The sequence below is a fragment of the Xanthomonas cucurbitae genome (genome assembly GCF_002939885.1).
GTDB lineage: Bacteria > Pseudomonadota > Gammaproteobacteria > Xanthomonadales > Xanthomonadaceae > Xanthomonas > Xanthomonas cucurbitae.
Genome location: NZ_MDED01000024.1, coordinates 50,006 through 76,680, shown reverse-complemented (window position 1 = coordinate 76,680; position 26,675 = coordinate 50,006). Strand labels below are relative to the sequence as shown.

The following is a 26,675-nucleotide window of genomic DNA, read 5'->3' as shown; positions in this document are numbered from 1 at the left end:
CCCCACCTCCGTTGCCTTCAAGTGGGGCCATTGTCCAGCCGACCCGTCGCAAATCCTGCAACTACCGGCTGAGGAATGGGGCTAATCAGGATTGCCGAAAAGCGTTGGCAGCTTTGAAACGTTCGAATTGGCCAAGGCCCTTGATTGCAAGCGTGTCAGCGGCGACTTTCTGACTTTCCCTGTCCAGTTCTTCATCGGTTTTCTTGAAGTCTTCTTCGTTGGTGATGGCATAGCCTTCACCTTTGGAGAAATTCAAGAAATGATAGGGACTGCCATAACGTCCGCGTTTGTAGCGCAATAGTTCCCTCTGTACTATGGGGATTCCGTTGTCTTCGCCAATCTCGATTGAGTAGGTGACCAATCGCTCGACACCGGTTATTTCCATCCGGTACTGAAGTTCGATCAAGATGGAATCGGTGGTGGGATCACACCCGCGGCTGAGAACTTCTCGGAAACGCCCCCGCTTGTCCAACGCTTGTCCAACGCTTGCCGAACGTTGCCTTTGAGGCAGTCATGGAGGAAGCCGAATACATCGAACAACGTACTCTTGCCTGATCCATTGGCGCCAACGACGACGAGGAACGAGGGCATGTCCTTCAAGTGCACGTCGCGAAATGCTTTGAAGTTCCTTAGCCTGATTGACTCAATCTTCATGCTGCGGACTCCGCGCGTAATCAGTCGTTATGAAAGCAGGTGCAGCGTGGTGTATTCGAGGCACTTGGACAACGTGTAGTGGCTTGCCAGTCGCTGTCAGCTGACTGCCGATCAGCCAGATCCGAATTTCTTTCAGTGGAACGCTTCCCAACTTATTGGCCACGCTCGCGCGCAATTGCACGCCAGCCGATGTCGCTGCGATGAAAGGCGTTGGGCCAATGGATCGGTTGTAGGCCGGCATAGGCGGTGCGTTGCGCGTCCTGCACGCTGTCGCCGAGCGCGGCTACGCATAGCACGCGGCCCCCGGCGCTGAGTACCTGGCCGTCGGCGTCGAGCGCGGTGCCGGCGTGGAAGACCTTGGCGCTGCCAGGCACTGCGTCCAGGCCCTGGATGACTTCGCCGGTGACCGGCGTGCCCGGATAGGGTTTGGCGGCGATGACCACGCCTAGCGATGGGCGCGGATCCCACTGCGCTTGCGTGCGGTCGAGCGTGCCGTCGATGGCCGCTTCGACCAGATCCACCAGGTCTGACTGCAGGCGCAGCATCACCGGCTGGGTCTCCGGGTCGCCGAAGCGCACGTTGAATTCGATCACCTTTGGCGCGCCGTGCGCATTGATCATCAGCCCGGCGTAGAGAAACCCGGTGAACGGCACGCCGTCGGCAATCATGCCCTGCACGGTGGGCTCGACCACCTCGCGCATCACCCGTGCATGCACCTGCGGCGTCACTACCGGCGCCGGTGAGTAGGCGCCCATGCCACCGGTGTTGGGGCCGGTGTCGCCATCGCCGACGCGCTTGTGGTCCTGGCTGGTGGCCATCGGCAAGGCGTGGCTGCCATCGACCATGGAAATGAAGCTGGCTTCTTCGCCATCGAGGAATTCCTCGATCACCACGCGCGCGCCGGCATCGCCAAAGGCATTGCCCGAGAGCATGTCGCGCACCGCGTCTTCGGCCTCGGCCAGGGTCATCGCCACGATCACGCCCTTGCCGGCAGCAAGACCATCGGCCTTGACCACGATGGGCGCGCCTTTCTCGCGCACGTAGGCTAGTGCCGCGTCCACGTCGGTATGCACGGCGTAATACGCGGTGGGAATGCCGTGGCGGGCGAGAAAGTCCTTGGCAAAGGCCTTGCTGCCTTCCAGCTGCGCGGCCTTGGCGGTGGGCCCGAAGATGCGCAGGCCAGCGGCATGGAAGCGATCGACCACGCCCAGCACCAGCGGTACTTCCGGCCCGACCACGGTGAGCGCGACATCTTCGCGTTGCGCCAAGGCGAGCAGGCCGTCCAGGTCGTCGACCTTGATCGCGACATTGCGGCATTTGGCTTCCGTGGCAGTGCCGGCATTACCGGGTGCCACCAGCACCTCGCTCACGCGCGGGGACTGCGCGATCTTCCAGGCCAGGGCATGTTCACGGCCGCCGGAGCCGATGACGAGAATTTTCATTTGAGTGCCGGGAATGGGGAATAGGGAATGGGGAATAGCAAAGTCTTTGATCCTGCAGGCCGTACGGTGTGGAGCGGCATCTGGAGAGCCGCTCTTGCGATTCCCGATTCCCGATTCTCCATTCCCGACACGTCAGTGCCGGAAATGCCGCACGCCGGTGAACACCATCGCGATGCCGTGTTCATCGGCAGCGGCGATCACTTCGCCATCGCGCATCGAGCCGCCGGGCTGGATCACTGCCTTGATGCCAGCCGCAGCCGCAGCGTCGATACCATCGCGGAACGGGAAGAACGCGTCCGAGGCCATCACCGAGCCGGCCACCGTGAGCTTGGCTTCCTCGGCCTTGAGCGCGGCGATCTTGGCGCTGACCACGCGGCTCATCTGCCCGGCGCCCACGCCAATGGTGCGGCTGTCCTTGGCGTAGACGATCGCGTTGGACTTGACGTACTTGGCCACGCGCCAGGCGAACAGCAGATCGCCCAGTTCCGCCTCGCTGGGCGCGCGCTGGGTGACCACGCTCAACTCGCCCAGCGACATGCCGCGGTTGTCGGCCGATTGCATCAACAGGCCCGAGCCGATCCGCTTGGTGTCGTAGTTGTTGAGGCCATTACCGTGCGGAATCTTGAGCACGCGCACGTTGGCTTTCTTGGTGGCGTATTCCAGCGCGCCGGCCTCGTAGTCGGGCGCGATCAGCACCTCGACGAACTGGCGATCCAGAATGGCTTTCGCCGTCGCTGCGTCGAGGGTCTTGTTGAAGGCCAGGATGCCGCCGAAGGCGCTGGTGGGGTCGGTGGCATAGGCCAGCTCGTAGGCATCGCCGCAGGCCGCGCCCACGGCCACGCCGCAGGGATTGGCGTGCTTGACGATCACGCAGGCCGGCGCGTCGAACTGGCGCACGCATTCCCACGCCGCATCGGCATCGGCCAGGTTGTTGTAACTCAGTTCCTTGCCCTGCAGCTGCTGGAAGGTGGCCAGCGTGCCCGGCACCGGATACAGATCGCGGTAGAACGCGCCGGACTGATGCGGGTTCTCGCCGTAGCGCAGGTCCATGACCTTGATGAAGTTGGAGTTGATCTGCGCCGGGAACGGGCTGCGCGTGGGCACGGTTTCGGCGCTGTCCGCCACCGCCGAGAGATAGTTGCTGATCGTCGCGTCGTACTGCGCCACGCGGTTGAACGCGGCCACCGACAGCGCAAAGCGCTTGGCGGCCGAGAGCTGGCCGTCGTTGGCGTCCAGCTCGGCCAGCAGGTCGGCGTATTGCGCCGGATCGGTGGCCACGGCCACGCGCGCGAAGTTCTTGGCCGCGCTGCGCAGCATCGCCGGGCCGCCGATGTCGATGTTTTCCACCGCATCGGCCAGGGTGCAATCGGCCTGCATCGTGACCGACTCGAACGGATACAGGTTCAGCACCAGCAGGTCGATCGGCACGATGCCGTGCTCGGCCATCACGGCTTCATCGATGCCGGCACGGCCCAGCAGGCCGCCGTGCACCAGCGGGTGCAAAGTCTTGACGCGGCCGTCCATCATTTCTGGAAAGCCGGTGAGATCGGCCACGTCGGTGACCGGCAGGCCGGCCTCGCGGATCGCCTTGGCGGTGCCGCCGGTGGACAGCAGCGCGACGTTGCGCGCCGCCAGCGCGCGGGCCAGGTCGAGCAGGCCGGTCTTGTCGGAAACGGAGAGCAGGGCCCGGCGCACGGGCAGCAAATCAGTGGCCATCGGTGGGGGATGTCGAAGCGGGGCAGCCGATATTGTAGGCTGCGTCAGCGCCCGAATGGACTCAACACCCCCGTATGGCCTCGATCTATGCATTGAAGGGACGCTTCCAGGCGCTGCTGCGGCCCATGGTGGGCGCGCTCTACCGCGGCGGCATCACCGCCAACCAGGTGACGCTCACCGCGGCAGCGGTGTCGCTGCTGGTGGCTGCGGTGGTCTACCGCGCCGGCGCCCACTGGCCCTGGCTGTATCTGCTGCTGCCGGTGTGGATGCTGCTGCGCATGGGCCTCAATGCCATCGACGGCATGCTGGCGCGCGAGTTCGGCCAGCAATCGCGGCTGGGCGCCTACCTCAACGAACTGTGCGACGTGCTGGCCGATGCGGCGCTGTACCTGAGCCTGCTTGGTGTGCCGGGCGTGGGCGCGCACTGGCTGTGGCTGTTCGCACTGCTGGCCGCGCTGACCGAATACGCCGGCGTGCTCGGGCTGATGGTCGGTGCCAGCCGCCGCTACGACGGGCCGATGGGCAAGAGCGACCGTGCCTTCGTCATTGGCGTGGTGGGGCTGGGCCTGGCCTGTGGCCTGCTGGGGCCGCGTGGCGTCACCTGGGTTGCCATGGCGCTGTGCGTTGCCTGCCTGGCCACGGTAGGGCGGCGGGTGCATGCCGGGCTGGCGCAGGCGCCGGCCGGCTGAGCGGGCCGCGCTGGCCCAGAAACTCTCCGCCCGCACCATCATCGGCGCGACCGCTGCACCACCACTGTTGTTTTTCAGGATGATTCCATGCGTGAGGTTGTAGAGCGGCAGTTCGCCAGTTTCGATGGTGCCTGGCTGTTTTATCGGCATTGGCCGGCAGCGGCGGCAGGCGCCGCGCCCAAGGCGGTGGTGCTGCTGCATCGCGGGCATGAGCATTCCGGCCGAGTGATGCATTTGGCCGAGGAGCTGGATCTGCCCGATGCGCAGTTCTTCGCCTGGGATGCGCGGGGCAATGGGCGCTCGCCGGGCGCGCGCGGCGATGCGCCGGGCTTCGAGGCGCTGGTGCGCGACCTGGACAGTTTCATCGCCCATCTCGGTAGCGCGCATGGTATTGCGGTGCAAGACATCGCAGTGATTGCACAAAGCGTGGGCGCGGTGGTCGCGGCGACCTGGGTGCACGACTACGCACCGCCCTTGCGCGCGTTGGTGCTGGCCTCGCCGGCGTTCAAGGTCAAGCTGTACGTGCCATTCGCACGCGCAGGGCTGACGCTGATGCATGCGCTGCGCGGTAATTTCTTCGTCAACAGCTACGTCAAGCCGCAGTGGTTGACGCATGACGCGCAGCGCGCGGAAAGCTACCGCAGCGATCCGTTGATCACCCGCCCGATCTCGGTGCGCGTGCTGCTGGGCCTGTACGCGGCCGCAGATCGCGTGGTGGCCGATGCGCAGGCGATCACCGTGCCGACCCAGTTGCTGGTCTCCGGCGCGGACTTGGTGGTGCATCGCAGCCCGCAGGACCGCTTCTACGAAAACCTACGCTCGCCGATCAAGCAGCGGCACTGGTTGCCCGGGTTCTTCCACGACACCCTGGGCGAGCGCGACCGCGCGTTGGCGATCGCGCCGATCCGCGCGTTCGTGCAGGCACGCTTTGAACAGCCGCCGGTACGCGCCGACCTGCGCGATGCGGACCGTGCCGGGCCCAGTTTCGATGAAGCCGAGCGGCTGGCCTGGCCGCCGCAACGCAACAGCCTGCAGGATCTGCGCTGGCGCGGCGTGCGGGCGGGTCTGCGCCTGGGAGGAACGCTGTCCGAGGGCATCGCGCTCGGCCTGCAGACCGGTTTCGACTCCGGCAGCACGCTGGATTACATCTATCGCAACCAGGCGCGTGGACGCGGCCCGCTCGGGCGCCTGATCGACCGCAATTATCTCGATACGATCGGCTGGCGCGGCATTCGCATCCGTGGCGCGCACCTGGGCGAGTTGCTGCGCGATGCGGCCAGCCGCCTGCGCCAAACAGGCCAGCCGGTGCGCGTGCTGGACGTGGCTGCCGGCCATGGCCGCTACGTGCTGGAAGCGCTGGGCAGCGGCGCGCAACGTGCCGATGCGATCGTGCTGCGCGACTTCAGCCCGCTCAACGTGACCCAGGGCAGTGCCTTGATCCGCACGCTGGGCGCGGACGATATCGCCCGCTTCGAACAAGGCGATGCCTTCGACCCGGCGGCATTGGCGGCAGTGCAGCCGGCGCCGACCCTGGCGGTGGTGTCGGGCCTGTACGAGCTGTTTGCCGACAACGACCAGGTGGCGCGTTCGCTCGCCGGCCTGGCCACCGCAGTGCCGCCGGGTGGCTATCTGCTCTACACCGGCCAGCCCTGGCATCCGCAGCTGGAGTTCATCGCGCGCGCGCTCACCAGCCATCGCGATGGCGTGGCGTGGGTGATGCGCCGGCGCAGCCAGCAGGAGATGGATGGGCTGGTGGAAGCGGCCGGGTTTGCCAAGCTGGACCAGCGCATCGATGCATTCGGCATCTTCACCGTGTCGCTGGCGCAGCGGATACCGGCATGACGCCAGGCGCGCGCCCCACCGGCCGTGCCGCGCTGTGGCTGGCAGTGCTGGGGCCGTTCTTCTTCCTCAGCTACGGCCTGGCCAATACCCTGGCCGGGCGCGCGGGCGGCGTGCCTTCGGTGGTGTTCGACTGGGAACACGGCATGCCGTTCTGGCCGTGGACCATCGTGCCGTACTGGTCGATCGATCTGTTTTATGCCGCCTCGTTCTTCGTCTGCCGCACCCGGCGCGAACTGGATACGCACGCGCTGCGCCTGCTCAGTGCACAGCTGGTCTGCGTGGCCTGCTTTTTGCTGTGGCCGTTGCGCTACAGCTTCGTGCGGCCGGACACCGACGGCGTCTTCGGTTGGTTGTTCGCGGTGTTGCTGGGCTTCGATAAACCCTTCAACCAGGCGCCATCGCTGCACATCGTGCTGCTGGTGGTGTTGTGGGTGCGCTATGTGCAGCAGTTGCCCGGTGTGTGGCGCTGGCTGTTGCACGGCTGGTTCGCGCTGATCGGGGTGTCGGTGCTGACCACGTATCAGCATCATTTCCTGGACATTCCCACCGGGCTGGCGGCGGGCTGGCTATGCGTGTGGCTGTGGCCGGAGCGCATTGCCGCGCCCTTCGCACAGGCGCGGCCGGCGCGGCAGGCACGTCGTTGGGAGCTGGCTGCGGCGTACCTGACGGGCGCGCTCATCAGCACGGCGCTGGCGATAGCGATCGGCGGCGCCGGGTGGTGGGCACTGTGGCTGAGCCTGTCGCTGGGTCTGGTCGCGCTGAACTACGCAGCGCTTGGCCCGCTCGGTTTTCAAAAACGCAGCGACGGGCGCCTGAGCCTGGCCGCGCGCTGGCTGTTCGCGCCGTATCTGCTGGCCGCCTGGTGCAATGCGCGGGCGTGGACGCGCCGCGACCCGCTCCCGCGCGTGGTCTGCGATGACGTCTGGCTGGGCCGCATTCCGCTGCCCGCACAGCGCGCCGGGTTTGCTGCCGTGGTGGATCTCAGCGCCGAACTGTCGCTGCACGCGGCACGCCCGCACGACCAGGTCATTGCGATGCTGGATCTGGTGGCGCCGCCGCCGGCCCGCCTGGCGGCCGCCGCCGATGCCATCGACGCCGCCCGCACCCAGGGGGCGGTGCTGGTGTGTTGCGCGCTGGGCTATTCGCGCAGTGCGGCCAGCGTTGCAAGCTGGTTGGTGCGCAGTGGCCGCGCCCGCGACGTGGATGCGGCCATTGCGCAGCTGCGCGCGGTGCGCCGGAGGATCGTGCTTGGGCATGCCCATCGCGCGGCCATCGTGGCGGCATGCGGCGGCCATGACAGCGACGACCTTACGCCCGAACGGAGACCACAATGACCACCTCCCCGATGACGCTGTCCACCATGCGCGCCGTGCTGCGCCAGGGCGCAGCGCTGGATCGCTTTTCGCTGGTGCTGCTGGCGGCGGCGATCGCCCTGCTCGGCGTGGCCGACGCGCCGCCGTTGATCCAGGTCAGCTATGCATTGAGCGCCATGGCCGGCGTGGTGCAGCGCTACTGGGCGTTTCGGGTGGGCCTGGATGCAGACCTGCTGGAGGGCACGATTGCGCATCTCGGGCACGTTGGCGGCAGTGAGCAGGACGCCGCGCAGCAGCTGGATGCGGCACTGCACGCCGTTGGCCTGGTGGCGGCACGGCCATCCCCCCGCGATTGGGCAGCGCGCTGGAACGGCATGCGCCGCCTGCTGCGCTGGCAGCTGGCAAGCGTGATGGGACAACTGCTGCTGTTTGCGGCGGCATTGGCCTTGAGGATCTTCCGATGAGCAGCGCGCAAGGACCCGGCCAGCACGAGGCGTTGCAGGCCATGCCGGCGCAGTGGATGGGCCAGCCGCACCGTGCGGCCTGGGTGCTGGTCGGCGCGTTGGCGGTGTTGATCGCCGGTGCGTTGCTGACGGTGGTGTTACGGCGGCGCACGCTCGTGCGCACATTGGAGCAGACATGATTGCCCGCTTGATCGCACGCGCCTGCAGCGGCGCCATCCGCACGCTCACCGGTGCACGTGCGTTGTGGCGTGGCTGCGCGCCCTCCAACGAGCGCCGTGTGTATTACGGCAACCATGCCAGCCACGGCGATTTCGTGCTGATCTGGTCGTCGTTGCCGGCCAGCCTGCGCCGTGAAGTGCGTCCGGTGGCTGCGGCCGATTACTGGCAACGCACTGCGCTGCGGCGCTATCTGATCCATGCGGTGTTCAATGGCGTGCTGATCGAGCGCGATGCGACGCGGCGCACCCGCGACCCGATCGACTGTCTATGCGATGCCGTGAATGCCGGCGATTCGCTGATCCTGTTTCCCGAGGGCACCCGCAATCCCGACGAAGGCGTGCTGCCGTTCAAGAGCGGGTTGTCTCACCTGGCGCGGCAACGGCCGGAACTGGAGTTCGTGCCGGTGTGGATCGACAACCTCAAGCGGGTGATGCCCAAGGGCAAGTGGCTGCCGCTGCCGCTGCTGTGCACCACCACCTTTGGTGCACCGTTGCGGCTGGAGGCCGACGAAGACAAGCACGCGTTTCTGGCGCGGGCGCGCGAGGCGCTGCTGGCGTTGTCGCCGGACCAGCTGGAGGCGCGCGCATGAGCCTGTCTCTGTACAGCGGGCAGTTGCAGCAGTCGTCGATGCATCAGCAGACGCTATGGTTGTTCACCGGCATTGCGTTGGTGCTGGTGATTGCCACGCTGATTTCCGAAACCCTGCGCTGGCGCGCACGCGCAACCCCCAGCGCGGTGCTGGACAACCTGGTGGCGCGCATCCGCGCCTGGTGGGTGATGGCGGCGGTGGTGGGCATTGCCTTCGTGTTCGGCCGTGCCGGGGTGATCGGGCTGTTTGCGCTGGTGTCGCTGTTTGCGCTGCGCGAGTTCATCACCCTCACGCCTACCCGGCGTGGCGATTACTACGCGCTGCTGGCGGCGTTCTACATCGTGCTGCCCTGGCAGTACGGGCTGGTGTGGACCGGCTGGTACGGCATGTACACGCTGCTGATTCCGGTCTACGCGTTCCTGGTGCTGCCGATCCTGGCCACCATCGGCGGCGACACCACGCGCTATCTGGAGCGCACCGCCAAGGTGCAATGGGGCCTGATGATCTGCGTGTTCTGCATCTCGCACGTACCGGCCCTGTTGAACCTGGAGATCCCCGGCTATGCCGGGCGCAACCTGCTGCTGATCGCGTTCCTGGTGATCGTGGTGCAGTCCTCCGACGTGTTGCAGTACGTGTGGGGCAAGCTGGCCGGCCGGCACCTGATCGCACCGAAGCTATCGCCGTCCAAGACCGTGGAAGGTTTCATCGGCGGCGTGCTGTCGGCCAGCCTGCTCGGCATGGCGCTGTGGTGGATCACCCCGTTCGCGCCCTGGCATGCATTCGGGCTGGCGTTGGTGGCCAATCTGATGGGCTTTTTCGGTGGGTTGGTGATGTCGGCGATCAAACGCGATCGCGGCATCAAGGATTGGGGCCATATGATCGAAGGCCACGGCGGCGTACTCGATCGGCTGGACTCGGTGTGCTTTGCCGCCCCGGTGTTCTTCCATCTGATCCGCTATGGCTGGGCGTGAGCATTTGCATTGCAGCAAGGGCGATGTGCAGCTCTAGATCCACACTCCACTGCTCGGGCAACAGCGGCGTCTTGCCGACCGCAACGTTGAGCTGGTCGACTCGTCCATCGCAGTGGGAACCCGATGCACGCCACGTCTCGCCGCGGCATGCTCTTACGATTCCCGATTCCCGATTCCCGATTCCCGGCCTACGTCAGCCCGTACTCTTTCAGCTTCTTGCGCAACGTCGCGCGGTGGATGCCCAGCATCGCCGCCGCGCGGCTCTGGTTGCCTTCGCAGTGGTTGAGGACCTCCACGAACAACGGGATCTCCATCTCGCGCAGCACGATGTCGTAGACGTCGTCGGCGTCGCTGCCATCCAGGTCGCGCAGGTAACGGCGCACGGACTGCGCCACGTGTTCGCGCAGGGGCGACTTCGGGGCGCCACGACTGCTGTCAGGACGGGAGGAGGCTGCGTTCAAGGAAAGTTCCCAGTGTCACGAAGCCGGGTCGCGTGGCCGGCGAGGGGGAGTGAGTCTAGCGCGTGCCCTCATCGCTCGCCACGCCCGTGTGGCCACCCGCGCAGGTCCGGGTCCGCTAGCGGAAGTCGAACCTGAAGGCCGCGGTGCTTGCGGCCGGTTCACGCACGGCGAACGCGACGTGCACCGCCTGGCCCGGTGCAAGCGTGTCCTGCCCGGCCGGCACCTGGCCCAGATAGTCTTGCGGCGTCAGCATGCGCGTGCCGATCACCCGCCCATCGACATCGGACAGCGACAGTTGCATCCATGGCCAGGCCTGTGCCCAGCGGGCATCGTTGCGAAAACTGGCCTGGATCTGCAGCACCCCGGGCAGACCGGGGTGCGGGCGCACCTCGCGGTTGAGCAGGGTCAGCGCGGCCGGCTCACGCCAGGCCGGCAGCGTGCACCGCAGCATCGCGCAGGCCGCGCCCGCCAGCGGACGCCAGCGCGCATCGCCGGCCAAGCGCGCGCGGTCGGCCACCACCATCTGTAGGCCCAGTAAGCCCACCAACCCCAGCAGCACGGCCCACTGACGCCCGCTGGCACGCAGCGGCGGACGCGAGGAGCCACGCCGCGCAAACCTGGGGGCAACAGGCCCGGGCAAGGGCAGGAACGGTGCGGTAGTGGCAGGTGCCTGGGGGTCGGTGGGCGTTGGTGCGGCACCGGCTTCCTGCGGCGTTGCGTCCTGAGCGGGGGCAACGGGCAGTTCGGGCAGGGGCATGGGCACGGACGACGCGGCGTCGTGAGGGCCGGCGGCGTGCTCGGGTGAGGCCGAGGCGGGCATCACGGCGGCGCCTAGGAGCGCGCCGGGGGGCGCACAGTCCGGTTGGCCGATACCCGGCACCAGCGCTGGCGGCTCCGGGACGGCCGCTGGCATCAGCCCGGCCGCCGGCAAGGTTGACTCCGGCGGCTCGACGGGTGGGGCCACTGGCGGCCTCGGGACCAGCACCGGGGCGATGGGCGTGGCACGCAGGAACGTGGCCAGGGGGCGGCGCGGTGGCGGAGTGTCGGACATCGGTCGCAGTGCAGCGGAAAGGGCTATTCAACCATGGACCCATCGGGAGCCGAACACGCTCGCTCCGAACTCCGAACTCCGAACTCCAATTCCCGATTCCCGATTCCCGATCTCAGCGCCGCCGGCGCGTCTTCCCGTCTGCCTGCAACAGATCCAGCAGCCCGTTGCGTTGCCGCGGTGCCAGGGTGTCGAAGCGGGCCAGCAGCACGCGTTGTTGATCGTCCAGGCGGCGGTATTGGGCCGGTTCTTCGGCAATGGCCGACACCGGCGGCCCGTACACCCGCTCGCCGCGGCCGGTGGCCAGGTATTCGAAGGCCATGCCGCTGCGCTTGGCCAGCCCGATCAGGTTTTCCACCGAGGGCGCGGTGCCTTCGGCCATTTCCCACTGTGCCACCGCGCTGCGAGTGACGCCCAGCTCGCCGGCCAGGGCTTCCTGGGTCAGTTTGGTGAAGCTGCGGGCTTCGCGTACTCGTTCGTACAGCTTGCTCACACGGCACCGATGGGAGACAGGCAGGGCCGGGAGATATAGCCCTAGTTGCGCGTTGCGATAGTTCGTATGTCTTTCATGTCGCCTTATGTTTGCGATACTGTCGCTTGGGCGATGACGATGCGATCACGCCGAACTCAAGGAGGACGTTCATGGTCGAGCCTGCTGCCCGCGAACCCGAACCCCAGCGGCTGCGCCGACGGCCGCCGACGGTGCCCTGGCCGTCGGACTCCCCGCTGGACCCTGCGATCAACCGCTTCGCCGGTGCGCAGTGTTACCAGGTCTGGCGCCGGGGGCCATGCTGGACCGCCATCGCCGATGGCGTGCACTGGTGGGCGGTGCTGGCGCCGCGCGGATGGGCGGTGCGGTACCGGCAATGGACGCTGCTGGGGATTGGCCTGCTGCCTGCGGTCGCGGCCCTGGGCATGGGGCTGGTCGGCACCCCTGCAGGGACGCCCGGTGCCTGGCTGCTGGTGTTCCTGGCCGACGGCGTGCTGCGGGCGCGCGCCGGCCGCCTTGCCGGGCGCTGGCGAAGCCTGGCGTTGCAGCGCGCCGGGTGGCAGCCGGTGACCCGCCTGCGCGCGATCAGCGTCAACGACGCGGTGACCACGGCGCAGATCCGCGCCAGCCACCCACGCCGCTGAACCGCCTGGCCATTCAGGGGCGGCGCACGCCTTCGATACGCATCCAGTCTTCCTCGCGTTCGCAACGCAGCTGCTCGAACCAGGGCGCGTAGCGCTGCAGCAGCTCGTCTTCCTGGCCGTGCAGGATGCCCGACAGCGCGATCCGGCCACCGGGCGCCACGCGTGCGGCCAGGGTCTGGGCCAGCGCATCCAGTGCCGAGGCCAGGATATTGGCGACCACCACCGGATAGCGCTGCACCGGCTCGTCCTGCGGCAGGTATACCGCCAGCTGCGCTTGCACCGCATTGCGCGCGGCGTTGTCGGCACTGGCCAGCAGCGCCTGCGGGTCGTTGTCCACGCCCACCGCCGTGGCCGCGCCCAGCTTCAGTGCGGCCACGGCGAGAATGCCCGAGCCACAGCCGAAATCGAGCACGCTGCTGCCCTGTAGCGTGCCTTCGCTGGCCAGGCCGTCCAGCCAGCGCAGGCACAGTGCGGTGGTCGGGTGCGTGCCCGAGCCGAACGCCAGGCCCGGATCCAGCCGCACCACCGCCGCGTCCGGCGTGTCGGCGGCCGCGGGCAGGTCGTGGTTCCACGGCACGATGAAGGTGCGCGCACCGAACTGCATCGGGTGGAACTGATCCATCCAGGCGCGTTCCCAATCGCTGTCCTGGACCATGCGGAAGGCGACCTGGCTCCAGTCCAGCCCCGGATCGAAGGCTTCCAGCGCGGCCAGCAGCACCAGCGCATCGCTGTCGCCATCGAACAGTGCGGTCAACACCAGCGTGTTCCACAGCGGCGTCTGTCCCACGCCCGGCTCGAGAATGGCGCGCTCGTTGCTGGTGTCGGCATCGGCGTCGAGCAGGGTCACCGCCAGCGCGCCAACATCGTCCAGCGCAGTCTGGAAACGGGGCTGGGTGGTATCGGAGCAGGGCAGGGTCAGTTCAAGAAACGGCATCGGGACGGTCGGTGAAGGGGAGGCGTGCATCCTACCAAGCCTGTGCGGCGTGGCACCTGTCCCGTACCGGGTGAGCAGAGCGGCGTCCACGTCTCAATGCCGTGGTCCTGGCGCAGGCGTTCGCGCACGCTGCCCTTGACCGCATGCGGCCCATTGCTGCGCCGCCGGCGAACCCCACCGCATCGTGGTGGTGTCCGCGTCGCGGGGGGCTGGCGCGCGGCCGGGTGCTAGACTCCGCGCCGTCGCTGCGGGCGTTCCTGCAGCAGGGGTGTTGCCGGTCATGCCGCTTGTTCGTGCCCGCCATCTTTGGGTATTGCCGGTTGCCGCCGCGCTGGTGCTGGCAGCGTGGTGGCATGTGCGTGCGCCGCCGGCCGCCAGCGGCGCGGCGGTGCCTGCCACCGGCGTCGATGCGCCGCCGCCGGCACGCTGGCGGCCGGGGGGGGGGCCTGTACGCGCAGAACGCGCAACCGCCTTGCAGTTGCCTTCTCGCACTGCGGTGGATGCGCCGCCGGATCTGTACCGCTACGCGCAGCAATTGCAGCAACAGCTGCGCGCCGGCGATGCACAGGCCGGGTGGCGCTTGAGCCGGGTCTACGATTATTGCGCACCGTACGCGGCCAGCCCGGCCGGCTATGCCGCCGACACCGATTGGATCGCCGCACAGTCCACTCCCGGGGTGGCGGCCATGCAGGCCGCGCGCCTGCGGGTGGCGCAGCGCTGCGCCGGCTTCGCGCCCCGCGATGGGCTGGGCCCGCGTCTGGTCGCGCAGCAGCGTCTACGTGCGGCGCGCGCAGGGAGCCTGGCGGCCGAGGCCGGCTTGCTGGCGCTGGGCGAGCCGCTGCAGGCCACGGTCGCCTACAAGCGCGCGCTGGTACAGCGCGTGTTGGCTTCGCGCGACCCCGAAGCCTATCTGGCATTGGCGCCGGCAATGGGCACGCGCGCCAGTGGCGACGACAGTCTGGACGGCTATGTGGCCGGCGATCAGTTCGCTGAACTGGCCTGGCAGGTGGCCGCGTGCCGGCTGGGCCTGGACTGCAGCGCCGACAGCACGCTGGTCACCAGTTATTGCGCCAATGCGGGCATCTGCTCGCGCGCGGGCGCCCAGGATTTCGTGTCGTTCGTATTCGATGCCGCGGTACCGCAGCAGGGAGCAGACAGGGTGGATGAGATGGTCGATGTGTTGGTATCCGAGCCGGGAGTGCAGTCATGAATTACCGTCGATTGGCGTACGGCGCCAGGTTCTGGTTATGGGTGGCGTTGTTTGTGGCGTATTCGGCCGCGGCGGTGGGCATCGTAATGATCGACACCGCCGATCACCGCTACCAGCCGTTGTCGATCAGGTCGACCTCGGTGGCGGCCGACGAACAGCAGCGCCGGCATGGCGCCAGCCAGGTGGCGGCGGTGTACCGCGCCAGCAGCGCGATGCCGTTCTCCACCTTGCCGGCCGGCGCCACCTTCCAGGTGGTATGGCCGGATGGTTCCACCGAAACCATGACCGTGGTCGATCCGTCGTCGTCCAGCGGCATCGTGCCGGTGCCGGGCAGCCAGCAGGCGCCTGCGCCGCAGCGTTGAACGCTGCGGCGTGTCGGGTGTGGAGAGGGTCGCGGTCGCAGCGTATCCGGTAGCGCGGATCGAACCTGCAGATTCCGTAGGAGCGCACCCGGGCGCGACCGGGCGCTATCGGTAAAGCCCGATCGCGCCCGGGTGCGCTCCTACGCATGGACCGCTGGCTTGCAGGGCTGCACCGGGGAGCAACGAAAAAGCCCGGTTTCCCGGGCTCTTCGTCCTTGCCATGGCAAGTGCGATCAGGTCAACGCAATCGACTTGTTCTTGCGTTCGGCCAGGCGCTTCTCCAGGTAGTGGATGTTCTGCCCCCCGGCCTGGAAGCCCTTGTCGCGCATGATGCGCTGCTGCAGCGGGATGTTGGTCTTGATGCCGTCCACCACCATCTCGCTCAGCGCCACGCGCATGCGGGCGATGGCGGTCTCGCGGTCCGGGCCGTGCACGATCAGCTTGCCGATCATCGAATCGTAGTTCGGCGGCACCTTGTAGCCGCTGTAGATATGCGTATCCACGCGCACGCCCGGGCCGCCCGGCGGGTGGAAGGCGGTAATCAGGCCCGGATTGGGCATGAAGGTTTCCGGGTCTTCGGCGTTGATGCGGCACTCGATGGCATGCCCGCGCAGCACGATGTCGCTCTGCTGGATGCTGAGCTTGTGGCCGGCGGCGATGCGCAGCTGCTCGCACACCAGGTCGATGCCGGTGATGCGCTCGGTGACCGGGTGTTCCACCTGGATGCGGGTGTTCATTTCGATAAAGTAGAAACGCCCGTTCTCGAACAGGAATTCGAAGGTGCCGGCGCCGCGGTAGCCGATGCGGATGCAGGCATCCACGCAGACCTTGCCGATTTCAGCGCGCAGTTCTTCGGTGATGCCCGGTGCCGGCGCTTCTTCCACCACCTTCTGGTGGCGGCGCTGCATCGAACAGTCGCGTTCGCCCAGATGGATTGCACCGCCCTGGCCGTCGGCCAGCACCTGGATTTCCACATGACGCGGGTTCTCCAGGAACTTTTCCATGTAGACCTGGTCGTTGCTGAAAGCGGCCTTGGCTTCGGACTTGGTGGTTTCGATCGCCGCCTTGAGCGCGGCTTCCGAATGCACCACGCGCATGCCGCGTCCGCCGCCGCCACCGGCGGCCTTGATGATGACCGGGTAGCCGATCTCGCGCGCCACCTTGGTGTTGGCGACGATGTCATCGCCCAGCGGGCCGCCCGAGCCGGGCACGCACGGTACCCCGGCGGCCTTCATCGCGCGGATCGCTTCCACCTTGTCGCCCATCAGGCGGATGGTGTCGGCCTTGGGGCCGATGAAGATGAAGCCGGATTCTTCCACGCGCTCGGCAAAGTCGGCGTTTTCCGACAAAAAGCCGTAACCGGGATGGATGGCCTGCGCATCGGTCACCTCGGCCGCGGCGATCAGCGCCGGGATGTTGAGGTAGCTGTCGCTGGAGGCGGCCGGGCCGATGCACACCGACTCGTCGGCCATGGCCACGTGCTTGAGGTTGCGGTCGACCGTGGAATGCACCGCGACCGTGCGGATGCCGAGCGTATGACACGCGCGCAGGATGCGCAGCGCAATTTCGCCTCGGTTGGCGATGACGACTTTATCGAGCATGGGAATAGGGAGTCGGGAATGGGGAATGGGGAGATGCGGGCATCATGGTGCGGCTCCACGTCTGCGTAAGGCATTCATCAATGCAGTGAGCTTGGCGAAGACCTGGTCCACCTGCTGGCTGACGATGTCTTCGTCTTCGGTATTGCTATAGCCCAGTCGTACGGCGATCTGGACTTGTGTATCCAGTTCTGAGAGCGAGCCGCGCGCAATTGAGAGAAACCGCGCGTAATCGGGAGTGGAGCGCCGCGCTGCACCTTCGGCGATATTCGACGGGATGCTGACGGCCGCACGGCGCAGCTGTGCCGTCAGGCCGTAGCGTTCATGCTCGGGAAAGACCTCCGTGAATCGATAGATCATTTCCACAAGCTCCATGGAATCGCGCCACGCCTCCAGACGTTCATCAGGCCGCTTTGCCGATTCCCGATTCTCCACTCCCGATTCCCGGCCTCAGCCAATCACAAACAACGGCTGATCGAATTCCACCGGCTGGCCGGTTTCGCCGAGGATGGCGACGATGGTGCCGGAGACGTCGGCTTCGATCGGGTTGAACATCTTCATCGCCTCGATGATCGCCAGGGTGTCGCCGGCCTTGACCGCCTGGCCCACGCTGACGAAGGCCGGCTTGTCCGGCGACGGCGAGGTGTAGAAGGTGCCGACCATGGGCGCGCGCAGCACATGGCCTTCCGGCAGCGCGGCGGCGTGCTTGGCGCCACCGGTGGAGGCCTCGGTGGGCGAGTGCATCGGCATGCTTGCCGCCGCCGGTGCCTGCACGGCCGGCGCGGGGGCGTACTGCTGCACCGGTGCGCTCATCACCTGGGTGCCCTTGGGCACGCGGGCCAGGCGCACGCTTTCTTCGCCTTCCTTGATCTCGATTTCGGCGAGATTGGATTCTTCGAGCAGGTCGATCAGTTTCTTGATTTTGCGGAGATCCATGAGGGCCTCTTGAGGTGAATCGGTGGAGAGTGCCGGCGGGTGCCGGCGGAATGGGTCAGGCCGTCGGCGCGGTGGCCGGCGTCGGGAAGACAGGGGTCATACGTCGCGCTCCAGGCGCGCGATCACCGCGTCCAGTGCCAGCCGGTAGCTGTCGGCGCCGAAGCCGCAGATCACGCCCTCGGCCTTGTCGCTGAGATAGCTGTGGTGGCGGAACGGCTCGCGCGCATGCGGATTGGACAGGTGGATCTCCACGAACGGCAGGCCCACGCCCAGCAGCGCATCGCGCAGCGCCACCGAGGTATGGGTGAAGGCGGCCGGGTTGATGAGCACGTAGGCGGTGCCGTCCTCGCGCGCGGCATGGATGCGCTCCACCAGCACATGCTCGGCGTTGGATTGCAGGCAGGTCAGGCTGTGCCCGGACGCCTGCGCGCGGTCCACCAGGGCCGCGTCGATCTGCGCCAGCTTGGTGCGCCCGTAGACCTCCGGCTCGCGGGTGCCGAGCAGGTTGAGGTTGGGGCCGTGCAGCAGCAGCAGATGGGCCATGGGGACCGGGGGAAGGGCGGAGCCGGAAGTCTGCGCGATGCTGGCGATGCTGTCCAGATAGCGGAAGTTATGCGTGTTTAAAGCGATTGTTTGAAAATGTCGGGTGATCGTAGCCGCTGCCAATGGTGGCGGGCATTGGCACAGTACAGGTCTGGCCAGCGTGGCTGCCGCCATCTGCCTTTCGCGTCTGCAGGGAGTCAGGTGCAATGCGCCAGTGCGTGGCAAGCGGTGTATCCGGTCGGACTGGTCTCGCCGCCGCCCGCATGCCAGCAGCCTTCACATTGCCGCGACTCGGGGTTCTGTGCCCTGGACAGCAGTTCAGTGTTCGCCCATGCAGGCGAGGCAAGGGTGTAGACAGGGGGCCTCAGCCGCGACGCAGCGCGTCGATGTCCTGCGTATCGATGCGGACGACCCACGGCGAGCAGCACTCGCCGTGGGTCGCCGGACCTAGTCGTGTTCGGCAGCGGCAGCCACGCCGCCAAGGTGCCGCCACAGGAAGCTGTACATCAGCGCAGCGCGATGCGCGGCCTGGGCGTTGTCGCCGGGGTTGGCGTGGCCGCCCTCCATGCTTTCGTAGAACGTCACGTCCTTACCCGCATCCAGCATCTTGGCGGCCATCTTGCGAGCGTGACCGGGGTGGACGCGATCGTCGCGGGTAGAGGTCAGGATGATTGTGGGTGGATAGCTCTTGTTCGGGTCGAACAGGTGATAAGGCGAGAACGTCTGGATAAACGACCAGTCTGCGGTGTCCGGGTTGCCGTACTCGTCCATCCACGACGCGCCAGCCAGCAGGTGGTTGTAGCGCCGCATGTCGAGCAGCGGCGCTTCGATCACCACCGCCCCGAACAGCTCCGGATACTGGGTCAGCATGTTGCCGGCCATCAGCCCGCCGTTGCTGCCGCCGCGCACAGCCAGGTGGCGGGGCGAGGTGATCTTGCGTGCGACCAGATCCTGCGCAATCGCCGCCATATCCTCGTACGCCTTGTGACGATTCTGTTTGAGCGCGGCCTGGTGCCAACGCGGACCGTACTCGCCGCCACCACGCATGTTGGAGAGCGCGAAGACCCCGCCCTTTTCGAGCCAGGCGCGTCCCATGACGCCGGAGTAGTACGGCAGCATCGGGATCTCGAAACCGCCGTAGCCATAGAGCTGGGTCGGTGCGCTGCCATCGAATGCCAGTGCGTTGGAGCGCACCAGAAAATATGGCACGCGGGTACCGTCCTTGCTGGTGACGAAGTGTTGCTCGATGACGAAGCGGCTGGCATCGAAAAACGCCGGCAGCGTCTTCATGCGCTGCGGTCGCTTGCCAATCTGCGCCAGCGACAGCGTGGTGGGAGTCAGATTGTCCTCGGCGGTGAGCCACACCGCATCGCTGTCGATGCTGTCCAGCGGTGAGACCGCGACCGAGCCCAGGCTGGGCGCACCGACGAACGCGCTGCGCTTCCAGCCGCTTGCAGTCGGAGTCAGCACGCTCAGCCGTGCTTTTACGTCGTCCAGCACGTTGAGTACAAGGTGCGAACGTGTCCATGTGGCGCCGACGAGCGAGGTGGTGTCGGTGGGCGCAAACAGGATTTCGAACGCGCGCTTGCCTGCCATGAACGCGTCGAAACGGGTCGCCAGCAGCGCGCCGACCGGGTAGGTGGTGCCACCCACGGTCCAGGGCTCGCGCAATTCCAGCGTGAGCCATTGGCGGTGCAACTGCTTGGTCGCCGAATCGGGGGCCTCTACCTTGGTCAGGGTGCCGTCGCGCCCGCGCAAGAACCAGGCATCCTTGCGGCTACCCAGTCCCTGCACGACGATGTCGCGCTCAAAGCCGGGTGTCGCATCGTGGAAGGCGCTGATCCTGATATCGGTTTGCTTGCCGGTGTAGACCATGCTGGCTGCCGTCAGCGCGGTGCCGCGCTTCCACTGTTTGACGATGCGCGGATAGCCCGAATCGGTGGTGCTGCCAGCGCCGAAATCGGTACTGACATACACGGTATCCTGATCGACCCAGGACAGTGCCCCCTTGGCCTCCGGGCGCACAAAACCGCCTTCCACCCAGCGCTTGTCGATCAGATCGAACTCGCGGGTGACATCGGCGTCGGACCCGCCGCGCGACAGCGTGATCAGGCAGCGGCGATAGGCCGGGCGCAGGCAATCGACCTTGTCGTACTGCCATGTCCAGTCCTTGCCCTCGTGTTGATTGAGCGCATCCAGATCCAGCACGGTTTCCCATTTGGGCGATGGCTTTCGATATTCGGCGGGCGTGGTCCGTCGCCAGATGCCGCGCTTGTGGTCTTTGTCTTGCCAGAAATTGTAGAAATCGGCACCGATCTTCTGCACATAAGGAATCTTGGTATCCGAGTCCATGACCTCCCGGATGCCGGCTTCCAGTTGTTTGAAATCAGCAGTGTCAGCCAATTGTTTTTCGGTGCGTGCATCTTGCTGTTTCACCCAGTCCAGCGCTTTGGTGCCGGTGACATCTTCCAGCCAGAGGTACCTATCCGGCATGGTCGTGGTGGCTGCGGTCACCGGTGCTGCGTCGGCAATCACGATGCCGAAAAGACAAACGAACGTGGCGCACAACGTGGTGTGCTTGGGCGTAAGGGGCATCATGCTGACCTCGCTGAGGGGGACGACAGCATAGGCTTGGATCTCATTGCAGAAAGGCGTGGCGAGCAATGTTGAGGAATGCGTTTCCGAGACACTCACTTCGCATGGTGCGCGGGTTGTCCGTGCGCAAAGCAGGCATCGCAGGTGCAGTCATCCGTGCGACAAATGCAGACGCAGTAGTGAAACACCAGTGTTACGCGTGGGCGCATCGAGAAGACACCGGCACTGACGGTGCGCCACCGCAGACAGCATCATCGCAGTTGGCTGTCAGCCAGCACGCAGCCCCGCCAGCATCCAGGCTGCCATCACCCTGCGGTGCAGATCATGCGTAACAGCTCGCCGGCGCGCCGGACGCGCGCCCACTCCAACCGCTGCCTCAGCGCGCCGCGCGCAGCAGCGCATCCTCGGTGATCGCGCCGGTCAGCACTGTGGGCAGGATCGCTGGCGGGGCGCCGGGGCCGTAGACCACGTACAGCGGCACGCCCACGGCCTGGTGCTGGTCCAGGAAAGTGCTGATGGCGGGGTCGACATTGGTCCAGTCGCCTTTCATGTAGACCGCATCCACGCGGCGCAGGGCGTCGCGGAATTCGGCGCTGCCCAGCACGTTCTTTTCGTTGGCCTTGCAGGTCACGCACCAGTCGGCGGTCATGTTGACGAACACCACGCGGTTGTCGGCGCGCAGGCGGTCCAGCAACTGCGGCGAGAACGCCACCACGCCTTCGCTGGCAGCGGTGGCGGCCGGCAGGCGCAGGCGGGTGACGCCGACCACCGGCACGATGGCCAGCAGCAGCATCACCGCGGCCAGGTGCATGCCCGGGCGGTGGCTACTCCAGCGGCTGCGCTCGAAGCACCACAGCCCCAGCGCCAGCAAGGTGGCGCCCACCAGCATCAGCGCCACTGCGTCCACGCCGCGCTGCTTGCCCAGCACCCACAGCAGCCAGATCGCGGTGAGGTACATCGGGAACGCCAGCACCTGCTTGAGCGTTTCCATCCAGGCGCCGGGCGTGGGCAGGCGCCGCGCCAGCGAGGGCACGAAGCCGATCAATAGGAACGGCAGCGCCAGGCCCAGGCCCAGCGCCAGGAACACCAGCATCGCCAGCAGCGCCGGCGCGGTGAAGGCATAGGCCAGCGCGGTGCCCATGAACGGGGCAATGCAGGGGCTGGCGACCACGCAGGCCAGCACGCCGGTGAAGAAATCGCCCAGCGGGCCGTTGCGCGCGGCCAGTGACTGGCCGATGCCGCCCAGGTTGCTGCCCAGCGTGAACACGCCCGACAGGCTCAGGCCGACCGCGAACATCAGATAGGCCAGCGCGGCCACGAACCACGGCTGCTGCAGCTGGAAGCCCCAGCCGGCGGCCTGCCCGGCCGCGCGCAGTCCGATTACCAGCCCGCCGATGGCGGCGAAGGACACCAGCACGCCCAGCGAATACCAGATGGCATGGCTGCGCGCGTGGCTGCGGCTCTCGCCGCTATGCGCCAGGCCCAGCACCTTCAGCGACAGGATCGGCAGCACGCAGGGCATCAGGTTCAGAACCAGCCCGCCGAGCAGCGCCAGCGCCAGCATGGCCAGCAGGCCCTGGTCGGTCTGCGGCGGCTGGGTCCGTTGCAGATTGTCGGCCGAGGCGTCGGCAGCCGCATGCGCAGCCCCTTGCGCGGCGCGCGCCGGCGCTGGCCCGGCAGGCGTCTGCCCGGCGGCCAGCGGCGAAATCATCAGCGGCGCGGCCTGTGCCTGGTTTTGCGGCGACACCGTGCCAGCCGGTAGCTCCAGCGCCACCCGGCGGGTCATCGGCGGATAGCAGATGCCGTCGGTCTGGCAGCCCTGGAAGGTGGCCACCAGGGTCACCCGTGCCGGGTCGGCGCGCTCGCGCAGCAGTGGCAGGGTGACTTCGGCCTGGTCGAAATACACCACCACATCGCCGAAGTGTTCGTCGCGGTGGGTCTTGCCCTGCGGCCAACGCGGCAGTCCGGGGCGCACGCCGCCGCTGCCCTCCACGGCCAGCGAGGTACGGTCGCGGTAGAGGTAGTAACCCGGTGCCGGGGTGAAGCGCAGCAACAGACTGTTGCCGTCGCCGACGATGGCCTCGAAGTTGAACGCCTGCTCGGCAGGCAGCGGCAGTGCCTCCATGCCGGCGGCCTGGCCGGTGGCACCGAACAGCCGTGGGCCGGCGGCGCTGCGCGGCACCAGCGCGCCCAGGTTGTCGCGTGGCGTGGCGGCGTCCTGGGTGCGGGGAAGATTGACGCGGATCTCGCGGCGCTGCGGCGGGTAGCACACGCCGGCGTCGGCGCAGCCCTGGTACTGCACCTGCAGCACCGCGGTCTGCAGCGCGGGCTCGGCCTTGCCGGCCAGGGTGGCCTGCAACAGCGTGCGGTAGGTCTGCACCTGGCCGAAGAACTCGTCGTGCTTGCTTTCGCCTTCCGGCAGGGCCAACTCGCCGGCGCTGAAGCCTTGCCCGGACTTGACGCTGATGCGGTGGCGGTACAGGTAATAGCCCGGTGCGATCTTCCATTGCAGCGCGATGCTGTCGCGGTTGTCGGCCTGCGCACGCAGCACGAAGGCCTGGTCCACCGGCAGCAGGTCGGCTTCGCTGACCGCCTGTGCGACAGGCGCCACCAGCACCAGTGACGCGGCAAACAAGGGGGCGGCCAGCAGTACGCGGCGGGCGATCCAGCGGGACAGGGACTTCATGGAAGTTGAGAATTCCTTAGCGGGTTTCGGACCGGACCCAGGCGAGATAGGCCGGCAAACCGGCGCTGGCTTGGACCGCCACCGTCTCCGGGAGTTCATACGGATGCAGCGCCTGCAGCCGCGCAATGGCGTCCGGCAAGCGGTCTTCCCAGGTCTTGATGAGCAACTGCACTTCCTGGCTGCGTTCGATCGCCCCATTCCAGCGATACAGCGACTGCGCGCCGGGCAGCTGGGTGACGCAGGCGGCCAGGCGTTCGTCCAGCAGGGCATGGGCGATGCGGTCGGCGCTGTCGGCATCCGGGCAGGTACTGAGCAGCAGATGGAGGGAAGAGGCAGTCATCGGACCTGGAAGTGTAATCCCACGCCTGCGGGGGGATCACCCGGCCTTCCGGAACAGGGCGTTCATTTCGCGGGCGCAAGAAGCCCAAGCCGCCACCGCGCATGGCGCGCCCGCAGGAGGGCGGCATGCCTGGCCAGTGGCGCGCCTGCTGGATCCTCTACACGGCAGCCGTTGCGGGATACGCGCCATGGCCACCGGTGCCTCTCGGGCCAAGGCAGTTCAGTCGCGCAGCCGCGCAGTCGCGTCGCCATGCCTTCCGGTCCGTGGCCGCCGGTGCCGGCCCGACGCAGCATGCGCCGGGCCGGTTTCGCTCAGTTGGCCAGCTGGCAACTGGCCGGCTTTGCCGAAGTGAACAGGCTGGCGGTAGCCCATTCGGGATGATCGACGAACGGGTTGCGGTTGCCCTGGAAGCTGAAGATCACCTGGTTGCGGGCGCGCTCGGCATCGTCCGGCGGGTCGGCCTGGTGCCAGGCCAGCAGCGTGGAGAGCAGGCCCATGTAGGCGGGCGAGGACGCGGTCTGCACGATCCGGCTGCGATCGTCGGTGAGTTCCAGGTCCGGCTCGGACTGGCCGGTGGCCGCATCAACGCCGCCTTCGTAGCGGATCGCCATGTACATCACCGCGCGCGCCATATCGCCCTTGCGCCGGCCCCACACCTCGAAAGTGCCGCTGTTGCCGTCGGGTGTGCGCACCCAGTTGGAATTGCCCGGGTAGCGCCCGCTGCCGCCGCCACTGCCGTCGTTGACCTCGGTCACCCGCTCGCCGCAGCTGCTGGTGCAGGTGGCATAGGGCTTGTTGCCACGGTCGGCGTTGAAGGTGGTGTCGGTGAGATACAGCATATGGGTGTCGGTGTAGGGCGCATACGGCAGGCCGCGGTCGCCGGTGGCGCTGCCGAAGCCCAACGAGTTTGGCCAGGTGTGCTCGCGGTTGTAGGTGAGCCCGCTGCCGGTGCCGGCCCGGTCGCTACCCTTGGCGTAGCTGCGGTTGCGGTAGGCGTCCAGGATGCGGCCGCTGTTGTTGGGGTCTTCGTCGGCCATCTCCAGGATGGTCCAGATGTTGGTGCTGGTGCCGCTGTACGGATAGACCGTATGGCCCTTGATGGTGGCGTGCAGCGAGCAGCGCAGCTGGCTGGCGTTGGCGGTATTGACCCGCGAGTAATAGCCGGTTGCGCCGCCGCTGGCGGTGGCCACGGTGAAGGCGATGGACTGATTGGCCGCCGGGCTCAGCCCGCCGGCAGCGCGGATGGCGCTGGCGGTGATCGCCAGGGTGCAGCGCTCGCCACCGACCAGGGCGGTATCGGTGGACAGGCTGAAGCGGGTGCCGCTGGCTGGATAGCTCAGCGCCACTGTGCCGGAGCTGGCGCAGCTCAGCGCAAAGGCGCCGCTGCTCAGGCTGACCGCCTCGCTGAAGCCCACCGCCAGATCGCCGGCGGCCGGGAAGCCGGTCGCGCCCTGGGTCGGGGTGGTGCTGGTGATGCTGGGCGCACCGGTGGTGCCGCCACCGCCACTGCCGTTGAAGGTCTGGCCGCGGTTGCAGGCGCCGAAGGTCTGCGCCGCCGAGCCGGCCCAGCTGAAGTTGGCCGCGCTGCTGCCGGTGCCGGTTAGCTGCAGCGAGCTGCCGACCGCTGTGCTGTTGCTCTCGCTGACCGGCAGGTTCTGGCTGGTGACCCCGGCCGCCGCGCCGCCGCTGCCGGTGATGGCGCCTTCGTAGCTGAGGAACTGCACCAGCTGGCCGCTGGGGTCGACCAGCGCCACGCCGTCGTTGGGACCGTTCTGCACGCCGTTGCTGGCGTAACCCACCGTGGCAATGCGCACCTGGCTGCCGCAACTGACCAGGCTGCCGGCCGGCACTGCGGTGGTGGCGTAGACCGTGGCCGCACCGGGAGCACTGCCGTTGTAGAGCTGGATGCGGTAGCCGCTCAGCGACTCGCCAGCGGTGGCCACCACTTCCACGCCTTCGTCGGTGTCGCCGGAGGCGCCCGCGTCGTCGTAATGCAGTTCGTTGATGAACACCGCAGCGTGGGCGGTGGGGACGGCCAGGGCAACGGCGCAGGCCAGCGGAAGACTACGGAACGGCAACCTCATCGACAGCTCCTTGTGGTCGGGGAATGCGGTCCCGACTGTAGGGCCTGCAGATGACAGCCGATGGAACCTGGTTCCATTTTCAGGGCTATGGCCGCCTGGAAGGGCAGGGTATCAATGCGCATCGCGGTGCCGGCGCCACCGCCAGCGTCGCCCGGATCATCGGCGCTCGTCCTGGACCGCCGCCCCGCCCGGCGACGGTGCCGTCCGCACCATCGCCCCCCTGCGATGGGTCCGGCCACCACAGGGCCACAGCCACGCGATTGGCGGGTGAAAATTTTTTTGCGCCCCACCCTTGAAAGGCACGCGCCCAGCACAATCTCTGACCCGCACCCGCTCTGTCGGGTTTTTCCGCGCGCTGTGCTGGCAGTCGTCATGTGCGAGTGCTAACATTGCCGACAATTTTCAGGCCAATCAATCACTTAAGAGGGTCTTTCTCTATGAGCATCAAGCCGCTTCACGACCGCGTTGTAGTCAAGCCGATCGAAGCCGACGAAGTTTCCGCCGGCGGCATCGTGATCCCGGACTCGGCCAAGGAAAAGTCCACCAAGGGTGAAGTCGTCGCCGTCGGCGCCGGCAAGCCCCTGGACAACGGCAGCCTGCGCGCCCCGGTGGTCAAGGTGGGCGACAAGGTCATCTACGGCCAGTATGCCGGCAGCAGCTACAAGTCCGAAGGCGTCGAGTACAAGGTGCTGCGCGAAGACGACATCCTGGCCGTCATCGATTAATCAGGCGCTATGCGCTGGGAATCGGGAGTGGGGAATCGGGAATCGGTAGAGCGGCCAACGCCCTCGCCATCCCACCCAGTCCCGATCTCCGCCCTTGATCGACCGATTTCCCATTCCCCA

The 26,675-nt window shown here is 67.1% G+C and carries 27 protein-coding genes; 11 read left to right on the top strand and 16 right to left on the bottom strand.

What is annotated here, in order from left to right; all coding sequences use genetic code 11:
- Positions 1-85: 85 nt before the first annotated feature.
- From XcuCFBP2542_RS20060 to purH, 4 genes are all read right to left on the bottom strand, one after another.
- Positions 86-406 (bottom strand): hypothetical protein, encoded by a 321-nt coding sequence (locus XcuCFBP2542_RS20060; protein ID WP_249027655.1) that lies wholly within the window; start codon positions 404-406, stop codon positions 86-88.
- Positions 403-654: an AAA family ATPase gene (locus XcuCFBP2542_RS20055; protein ID WP_249027654.1), complete on the bottom strand. Its 252-nt coding sequence runs from the start codon at positions 652-654 to the stop codon at positions 403-405. Before XcuCFBP2542_RS20055 ends, XcuCFBP2542_RS20060 begins: the two co-directional genes overlap by 4 nt.
- Before the next feature lie 152 nt (positions 655-806).
- A complete protein-coding gene (purD, locus tag XcuCFBP2542_RS13445; RefSeq protein ID WP_104604060.1) occupies positions 807-2,096 on the bottom strand; it encodes a phosphoribosylamine--glycine ligase in 1,290 nt (429 codons plus the stop codon).
- 132 nt (positions 2,097-2,228) lie between these two features.
- On the bottom strand, positions 2,229-3,812 hold the full coding sequence (gene purH / locus XcuCFBP2542_RS13440; protein WP_104604059.1) for a bifunctional phosphoribosylaminoimidazolecarboxamide formyltransferase/IMP cyclohydrolase: 1,584 nt from the start codon (positions 3,810-3,812) through the stop codon (positions 2,229-2,231).
- 74 nt (positions 3,813-3,886) lie between these two features.
- Here purH and XcuCFBP2542_RS13435 point away from each other — a divergent pair, with 74 nt between their 5' ends.
- The 7 genes from XcuCFBP2542_RS13435 (at position 3,887) to XcuCFBP2542_RS13405 (ending at position 9,899) form a co-directional block, all read left to right on the top strand.
- Entirely contained in the window at positions 3,887-4,501 is a 615-nt protein-coding gene (locus XcuCFBP2542_RS13435; protein ID WP_104604058.1) for a CDP-alcohol phosphatidyltransferase family protein, read from the top strand.
- An 87-nt stretch (positions 4,502-4,588) separates the two neighbouring features.
- The gene (locus tag XcuCFBP2542_RS13430) at positions 4,589-6,343 is read left to right on the top strand and encodes a bifunctional alpha/beta hydrolase/class I SAM-dependent methyltransferase (RefSeq protein WP_104604057.1); all 1,755 of its coding nucleotides are present in this window, start codon (positions 4,589-4,591) and stop codon (positions 6,341-6,343) included.
- Positions 6,340-7,677: a phosphatase PAP2/dual specificity phosphatase family protein gene (locus XcuCFBP2542_RS13425; RefSeq protein WP_104604056.1), complete on the top strand. Its 1,338-nt coding sequence runs from the start codon at positions 6,340-6,342 to the stop codon at positions 7,675-7,677. Before XcuCFBP2542_RS13430 ends, XcuCFBP2542_RS13425 begins: the two co-directional genes overlap by 4 nt.
- Positions 7,674-8,120: a hypothetical protein gene (locus XcuCFBP2542_RS13420; protein ID WP_104604055.1), complete on the top strand. Its 447-nt coding sequence runs from the start codon at positions 7,674-7,676 to the stop codon at positions 8,118-8,120. The genes XcuCFBP2542_RS13425 and XcuCFBP2542_RS13420 overlap by 4 nt, the downstream gene beginning before the upstream one ends.
- Entirely contained in the window at positions 8,117-8,299 is a 183-nt protein-coding gene (locus XcuCFBP2542_RS13415; protein WP_372372313.1) for a hypothetical protein, read from the top strand. Before XcuCFBP2542_RS13420 ends, XcuCFBP2542_RS13415 begins: the two co-directional genes overlap by 4 nt.
- A complete protein-coding gene (locus XcuCFBP2542_RS13410) occupies positions 8,296-8,928 on the top strand; it encodes a lysophospholipid acyltransferase family protein (protein WP_104604054.1) in 633 nt (210 codons plus the stop codon). Before XcuCFBP2542_RS13415 ends, XcuCFBP2542_RS13410 begins: the two co-directional genes overlap by 4 nt.
- Positions 8,925-9,899, top strand: coding sequence for a phosphatidate cytidylyltransferase (locus XcuCFBP2542_RS13405; RefSeq protein ID WP_167526954.1), 975 nt, complete (start codon positions 8,925-8,927; stop codon positions 9,897-9,899). The genes XcuCFBP2542_RS13410 and XcuCFBP2542_RS13405 overlap by 4 nt, the downstream gene beginning before the upstream one ends.
- Positions 9,900-10,087: 188 nt before the next feature.
- Here XcuCFBP2542_RS13405 and fis read toward each other — a convergent pair whose 3' ends face one another.
- From fis to XcuCFBP2542_RS13390, 3 genes are all read right to left on the bottom strand, one after another.
- A complete protein-coding gene (gene fis, locus XcuCFBP2542_RS13400; protein WP_104604053.1) occupies positions 10,088-10,360 on the bottom strand; it encodes a DNA-binding transcriptional regulator Fis in 273 nt (90 codons plus the stop codon).
- 115 nt (positions 10,361-10,475) lie between these two features.
- Positions 10,476-11,411, bottom strand: a complete 936-nt coding sequence (locus XcuCFBP2542_RS13395) for a DUF3426 domain-containing protein (RefSeq protein WP_104604052.1) — start codon at positions 11,409-11,411, stop codon at positions 10,476-10,478.
- Positions 11,412-11,523: 112 nt separating this feature from the next.
- The gene (locus tag XcuCFBP2542_RS13390) at positions 11,524-11,901 is read right to left on the bottom strand and encodes a helix-turn-helix domain-containing protein (RefSeq protein ID WP_104604051.1); all 378 of its coding nucleotides are present in this window, start codon (positions 11,899-11,901) and stop codon (positions 11,524-11,526) included.
- 149 nt (positions 11,902-12,050) lie between these two features.
- Here XcuCFBP2542_RS13390 and XcuCFBP2542_RS13385 point away from each other — a divergent pair, with 149 nt between their 5' ends.
- The gene (locus XcuCFBP2542_RS13385) at positions 12,051-12,542 is read left to right on the top strand and encodes a hypothetical protein (RefSeq protein WP_104604050.1); all 492 of its coding nucleotides are present in this window, start codon (positions 12,051-12,053) and stop codon (positions 12,540-12,542) included.
- A gap of 13 nt (positions 12,543-12,555) precedes the next feature.
- Here XcuCFBP2542_RS13385 and prmA read toward each other — a convergent pair whose 3' ends face one another.
- On the bottom strand, positions 12,556-13,476 hold the full coding sequence (gene prmA / locus XcuCFBP2542_RS13380) for a 50S ribosomal protein L11 methyltransferase (RefSeq protein WP_104604049.1): 921 nt from the start codon (positions 13,474-13,476) through the stop codon (positions 12,556-12,558).
- 280 nt (positions 13,477-13,756) lie between these two features.
- On the opposite strand from prmA, the gene XcuCFBP2542_RS13375 reads away from it, so the two are divergent.
- On the top strand, positions 13,757-14,686 hold the full coding sequence (locus tag XcuCFBP2542_RS13375) for a hypothetical protein (protein ID WP_104604048.1): 930 nt from the start codon (positions 13,757-13,759) through the stop codon (positions 14,684-14,686).
- Positions 14,683-15,048 (top strand): hypothetical protein, encoded by a 366-nt coding sequence (locus XcuCFBP2542_RS13370; protein WP_104604047.1) that lies wholly within the window; start codon positions 14,683-14,685, stop codon positions 15,046-15,048. Before XcuCFBP2542_RS13375 ends, XcuCFBP2542_RS13370 begins: the two co-directional genes overlap by 4 nt.
- 233 nt (positions 15,049-15,281) lie before the next feature.
- Here XcuCFBP2542_RS13370 and accC read toward each other — a convergent pair whose 3' ends face one another.
- From accC to XcuCFBP2542_RS13330, 8 genes are all read right to left on the bottom strand, one after another.
- A complete protein-coding gene (gene accC / locus XcuCFBP2542_RS13365; RefSeq protein WP_104604046.1) occupies positions 15,282-16,649 on the bottom strand; it encodes an acetyl-CoA carboxylase biotin carboxylase subunit in 1,368 nt (455 codons plus the stop codon).
- Positions 16,650-16,691: 42 nt separating this feature from the next.
- The gene (locus XcuCFBP2542_RS13360; protein WP_249027656.1) at positions 16,692-17,021 is read right to left on the bottom strand and encodes a four helix bundle protein; all 330 of its coding nucleotides are present in this window, start codon (positions 17,019-17,021) and stop codon (positions 16,692-16,694) included.
- 75 nt (positions 17,022-17,096) lie between these two features.
- Positions 17,097-17,582: an acetyl-CoA carboxylase biotin carboxyl carrier protein gene (accB, locus tag XcuCFBP2542_RS13355; RefSeq protein WP_104604044.1), complete on the bottom strand. Its 486-nt coding sequence runs from the start codon at positions 17,580-17,582 to the stop codon at positions 17,097-17,099.
- Between the two features lie 96 nt (positions 17,583-17,678).
- On the bottom strand, positions 17,679-18,125 hold the full coding sequence (aroQ, locus tag XcuCFBP2542_RS13350; protein ID WP_104604043.1) for a type II 3-dehydroquinate dehydratase: 447 nt from the start codon (positions 18,123-18,125) through the stop codon (positions 17,679-17,681).
- A gap of 447 nt (positions 18,126-18,572) precedes the next feature.
- Positions 18,573-20,723 carry a prolyl oligopeptidase family serine peptidase gene (locus XcuCFBP2542_RS13345; protein WP_372372312.1) on the bottom strand — a complete coding sequence of 717 codons (2,151 nt, stop codon included), beginning with the start codon at positions 20,721-20,723 and terminating at the stop codon, positions 18,573-18,575.
- Positions 20,724-21,096: 373 nt separating this feature from the next.
- Positions 21,097-23,406: a protein-disulfide reductase DsbD family protein gene (locus tag XcuCFBP2542_RS13340; RefSeq protein ID WP_104604042.1), complete on the bottom strand. Its 2,310-nt coding sequence runs from the start codon at positions 23,404-23,406 to the stop codon at positions 21,097-21,099.
- 16 nt (positions 23,407-23,422) lie between these two features.
- Positions 23,423-23,746, bottom strand: coding sequence for a divalent-cation tolerance protein CutA (gene cutA, locus XcuCFBP2542_RS13335; protein WP_104604041.1), 324 nt, complete (start codon positions 23,744-23,746; stop codon positions 23,423-23,425).
- Positions 23,747-24,057: 311 nt separating this feature from the next.
- Positions 24,058-25,830, bottom strand: coding sequence for an endonuclease (locus XcuCFBP2542_RS13330; protein WP_104604040.1), 1,773 nt, complete (start codon positions 25,828-25,830; stop codon positions 24,058-24,060).
- Between the two features lie 437 nt (positions 25,831-26,267).
- Here XcuCFBP2542_RS13330 and XcuCFBP2542_RS13325 point away from each other — a divergent pair, with 437 nt between their 5' ends.
- Positions 26,268-26,555, top strand: a complete 288-nt coding sequence (locus XcuCFBP2542_RS13325) for a co-chaperone GroES (RefSeq protein ID WP_104604039.1) — start codon at positions 26,268-26,270, stop codon at positions 26,553-26,555.
- The last annotated feature ends 120 nt before the right edge of the window (positions 26,556-26,675 follow it).

Coding starts and splice junctions, on each gene's coding strand:
- XcuCFBP2542_RS20055 (WP_249027654.1), bottom strand. CDS start 654: ATGAAGATTGAGTCAATCAGGCTAAGGAACTTCAAAGCATTTCGCGAC.
- purD (WP_104604060.1), bottom strand. CDS start 2,096: ATGAAAATTCTCGTCATCGGCTCCGGCGGCCGTGAACATGCCCTGGCC.
- purH (WP_104604059.1), bottom strand. CDS start 3,812: ATGGCCACTGATTTGCTGCCCGTGCGCCGGGCCCTGCTCTCCGTTTCC.
- XcuCFBP2542_RS13435 (WP_104604058.1), top strand. CDS start 3,887: ATGGCCTCGATCTATGCATTGAAGGGACGCTTCCAGGCGCTGCTGCGG.
- XcuCFBP2542_RS13430 (WP_104604057.1), top strand. CDS start 4,589: ATGCGTGAGGTTGTAGAGCGGCAGTTCGCCAGTTTCGATGGTGCCTGG.
- XcuCFBP2542_RS13425 (WP_104604056.1), top strand. CDS start 6,340: ATGACGCCAGGCGCGCGCCCCACCGGCCGTGCCGCGCTGTGGCTGGCA.
- XcuCFBP2542_RS13420 (WP_104604055.1), top strand. CDS start 7,674: ATGACCACCTCCCCGATGACGCTGTCCACCATGCGCGCCGTGCTGCGC.
- XcuCFBP2542_RS13415 (WP_372372313.1), top strand. CDS start 8,117: ATGAGCAGCGCGCAAGGACCCGGCCAGCACGAGGCGTTGCAGGCCATG.
- XcuCFBP2542_RS13410 (WP_104604054.1), top strand. CDS start 8,296: ATGATTGCCCGCTTGATCGCACGCGCCTGCAGCGGCGCCATCCGCACG.
- XcuCFBP2542_RS13405 (WP_167526954.1), top strand. CDS start 8,925: ATGAGCCTGTCTCTGTACAGCGGGCAGTTGCAGCAGTCGTCGATGCAT.
- XcuCFBP2542_RS13395 (WP_104604052.1), bottom strand. CDS start 11,411: ATGTCCGACACTCCGCCACCGCGCCGCCCCCTGGCCACGTTCCTGCGT.
- XcuCFBP2542_RS13385 (WP_104604050.1), top strand. CDS start 12,051: ATGGTCGAGCCTGCTGCCCGCGAACCCGAACCCCAGCGGCTGCGCCGA.
- prmA (WP_104604049.1), bottom strand. CDS start 13,476: ATGCCGTTTCTTGAACTGACCCTGCCCTGCTCCGATACCACCCAGCCC.
- XcuCFBP2542_RS13375 (WP_104604048.1), top strand. CDS start 13,757: ATGCCGCTTGTTCGTGCCCGCCATCTTTGGGTATTGCCGGTTGCCGCC.
- XcuCFBP2542_RS13370 (WP_104604047.1), top strand. CDS start 14,683: ATGAATTACCGTCGATTGGCGTACGGCGCCAGGTTCTGGTTATGGGTG.
- accC (WP_104604046.1), bottom strand. CDS start 16,649: ATGCTCGATAAAGTCGTCATCGCCAACCGAGGCGAAATTGCGCTGCGC.
- XcuCFBP2542_RS13360 (WP_249027656.1), bottom strand. CDS start 17,021: ATGGAGCTTGTGGAAATGATCTATCGATTCACGGAGGTCTTTCCCGAG.
- accB (WP_104604044.1), bottom strand. CDS start 17,582: ATGGATCTCCGCAAAATCAAGAAACTGATCGACCTGCTCGAAGAATCC.
- aroQ (WP_104604043.1), bottom strand. CDS start 18,125: ATGGCCCATCTGCTGCTGCTGCACGGCCCCAACCTCAACCTGCTCGGC.
- XcuCFBP2542_RS13345 (WP_372372312.1), bottom strand. CDS start 20,723: ATGATGCCCCTTACGCCCAAGCACACCACGTTGTGCGCCACGTTCGTT.
- XcuCFBP2542_RS13340 (WP_104604042.1), bottom strand. CDS start 23,406: ATGAAGTCCCTGTCCCGCTGGATCGCCCGCCGCGTACTGCTGGCCGCC.
- cutA (WP_104604041.1), bottom strand. CDS start 23,746: ATGACTGCCTCTTCCCTCCATCTGCTGCTCAGTACCTGCCCGGATGCC.
- XcuCFBP2542_RS13330 (WP_104604040.1), bottom strand. CDS start 25,830: ATGAGGTTGCCGTTCCGTAGTCTTCCGCTGGCCTGCGCCGTTGCCCTG.
- XcuCFBP2542_RS13325 (WP_104604039.1), top strand. CDS start 26,268: ATGAGCATCAAGCCGCTTCACGACCGCGTTGTAGTCAAGCCGATCGAA.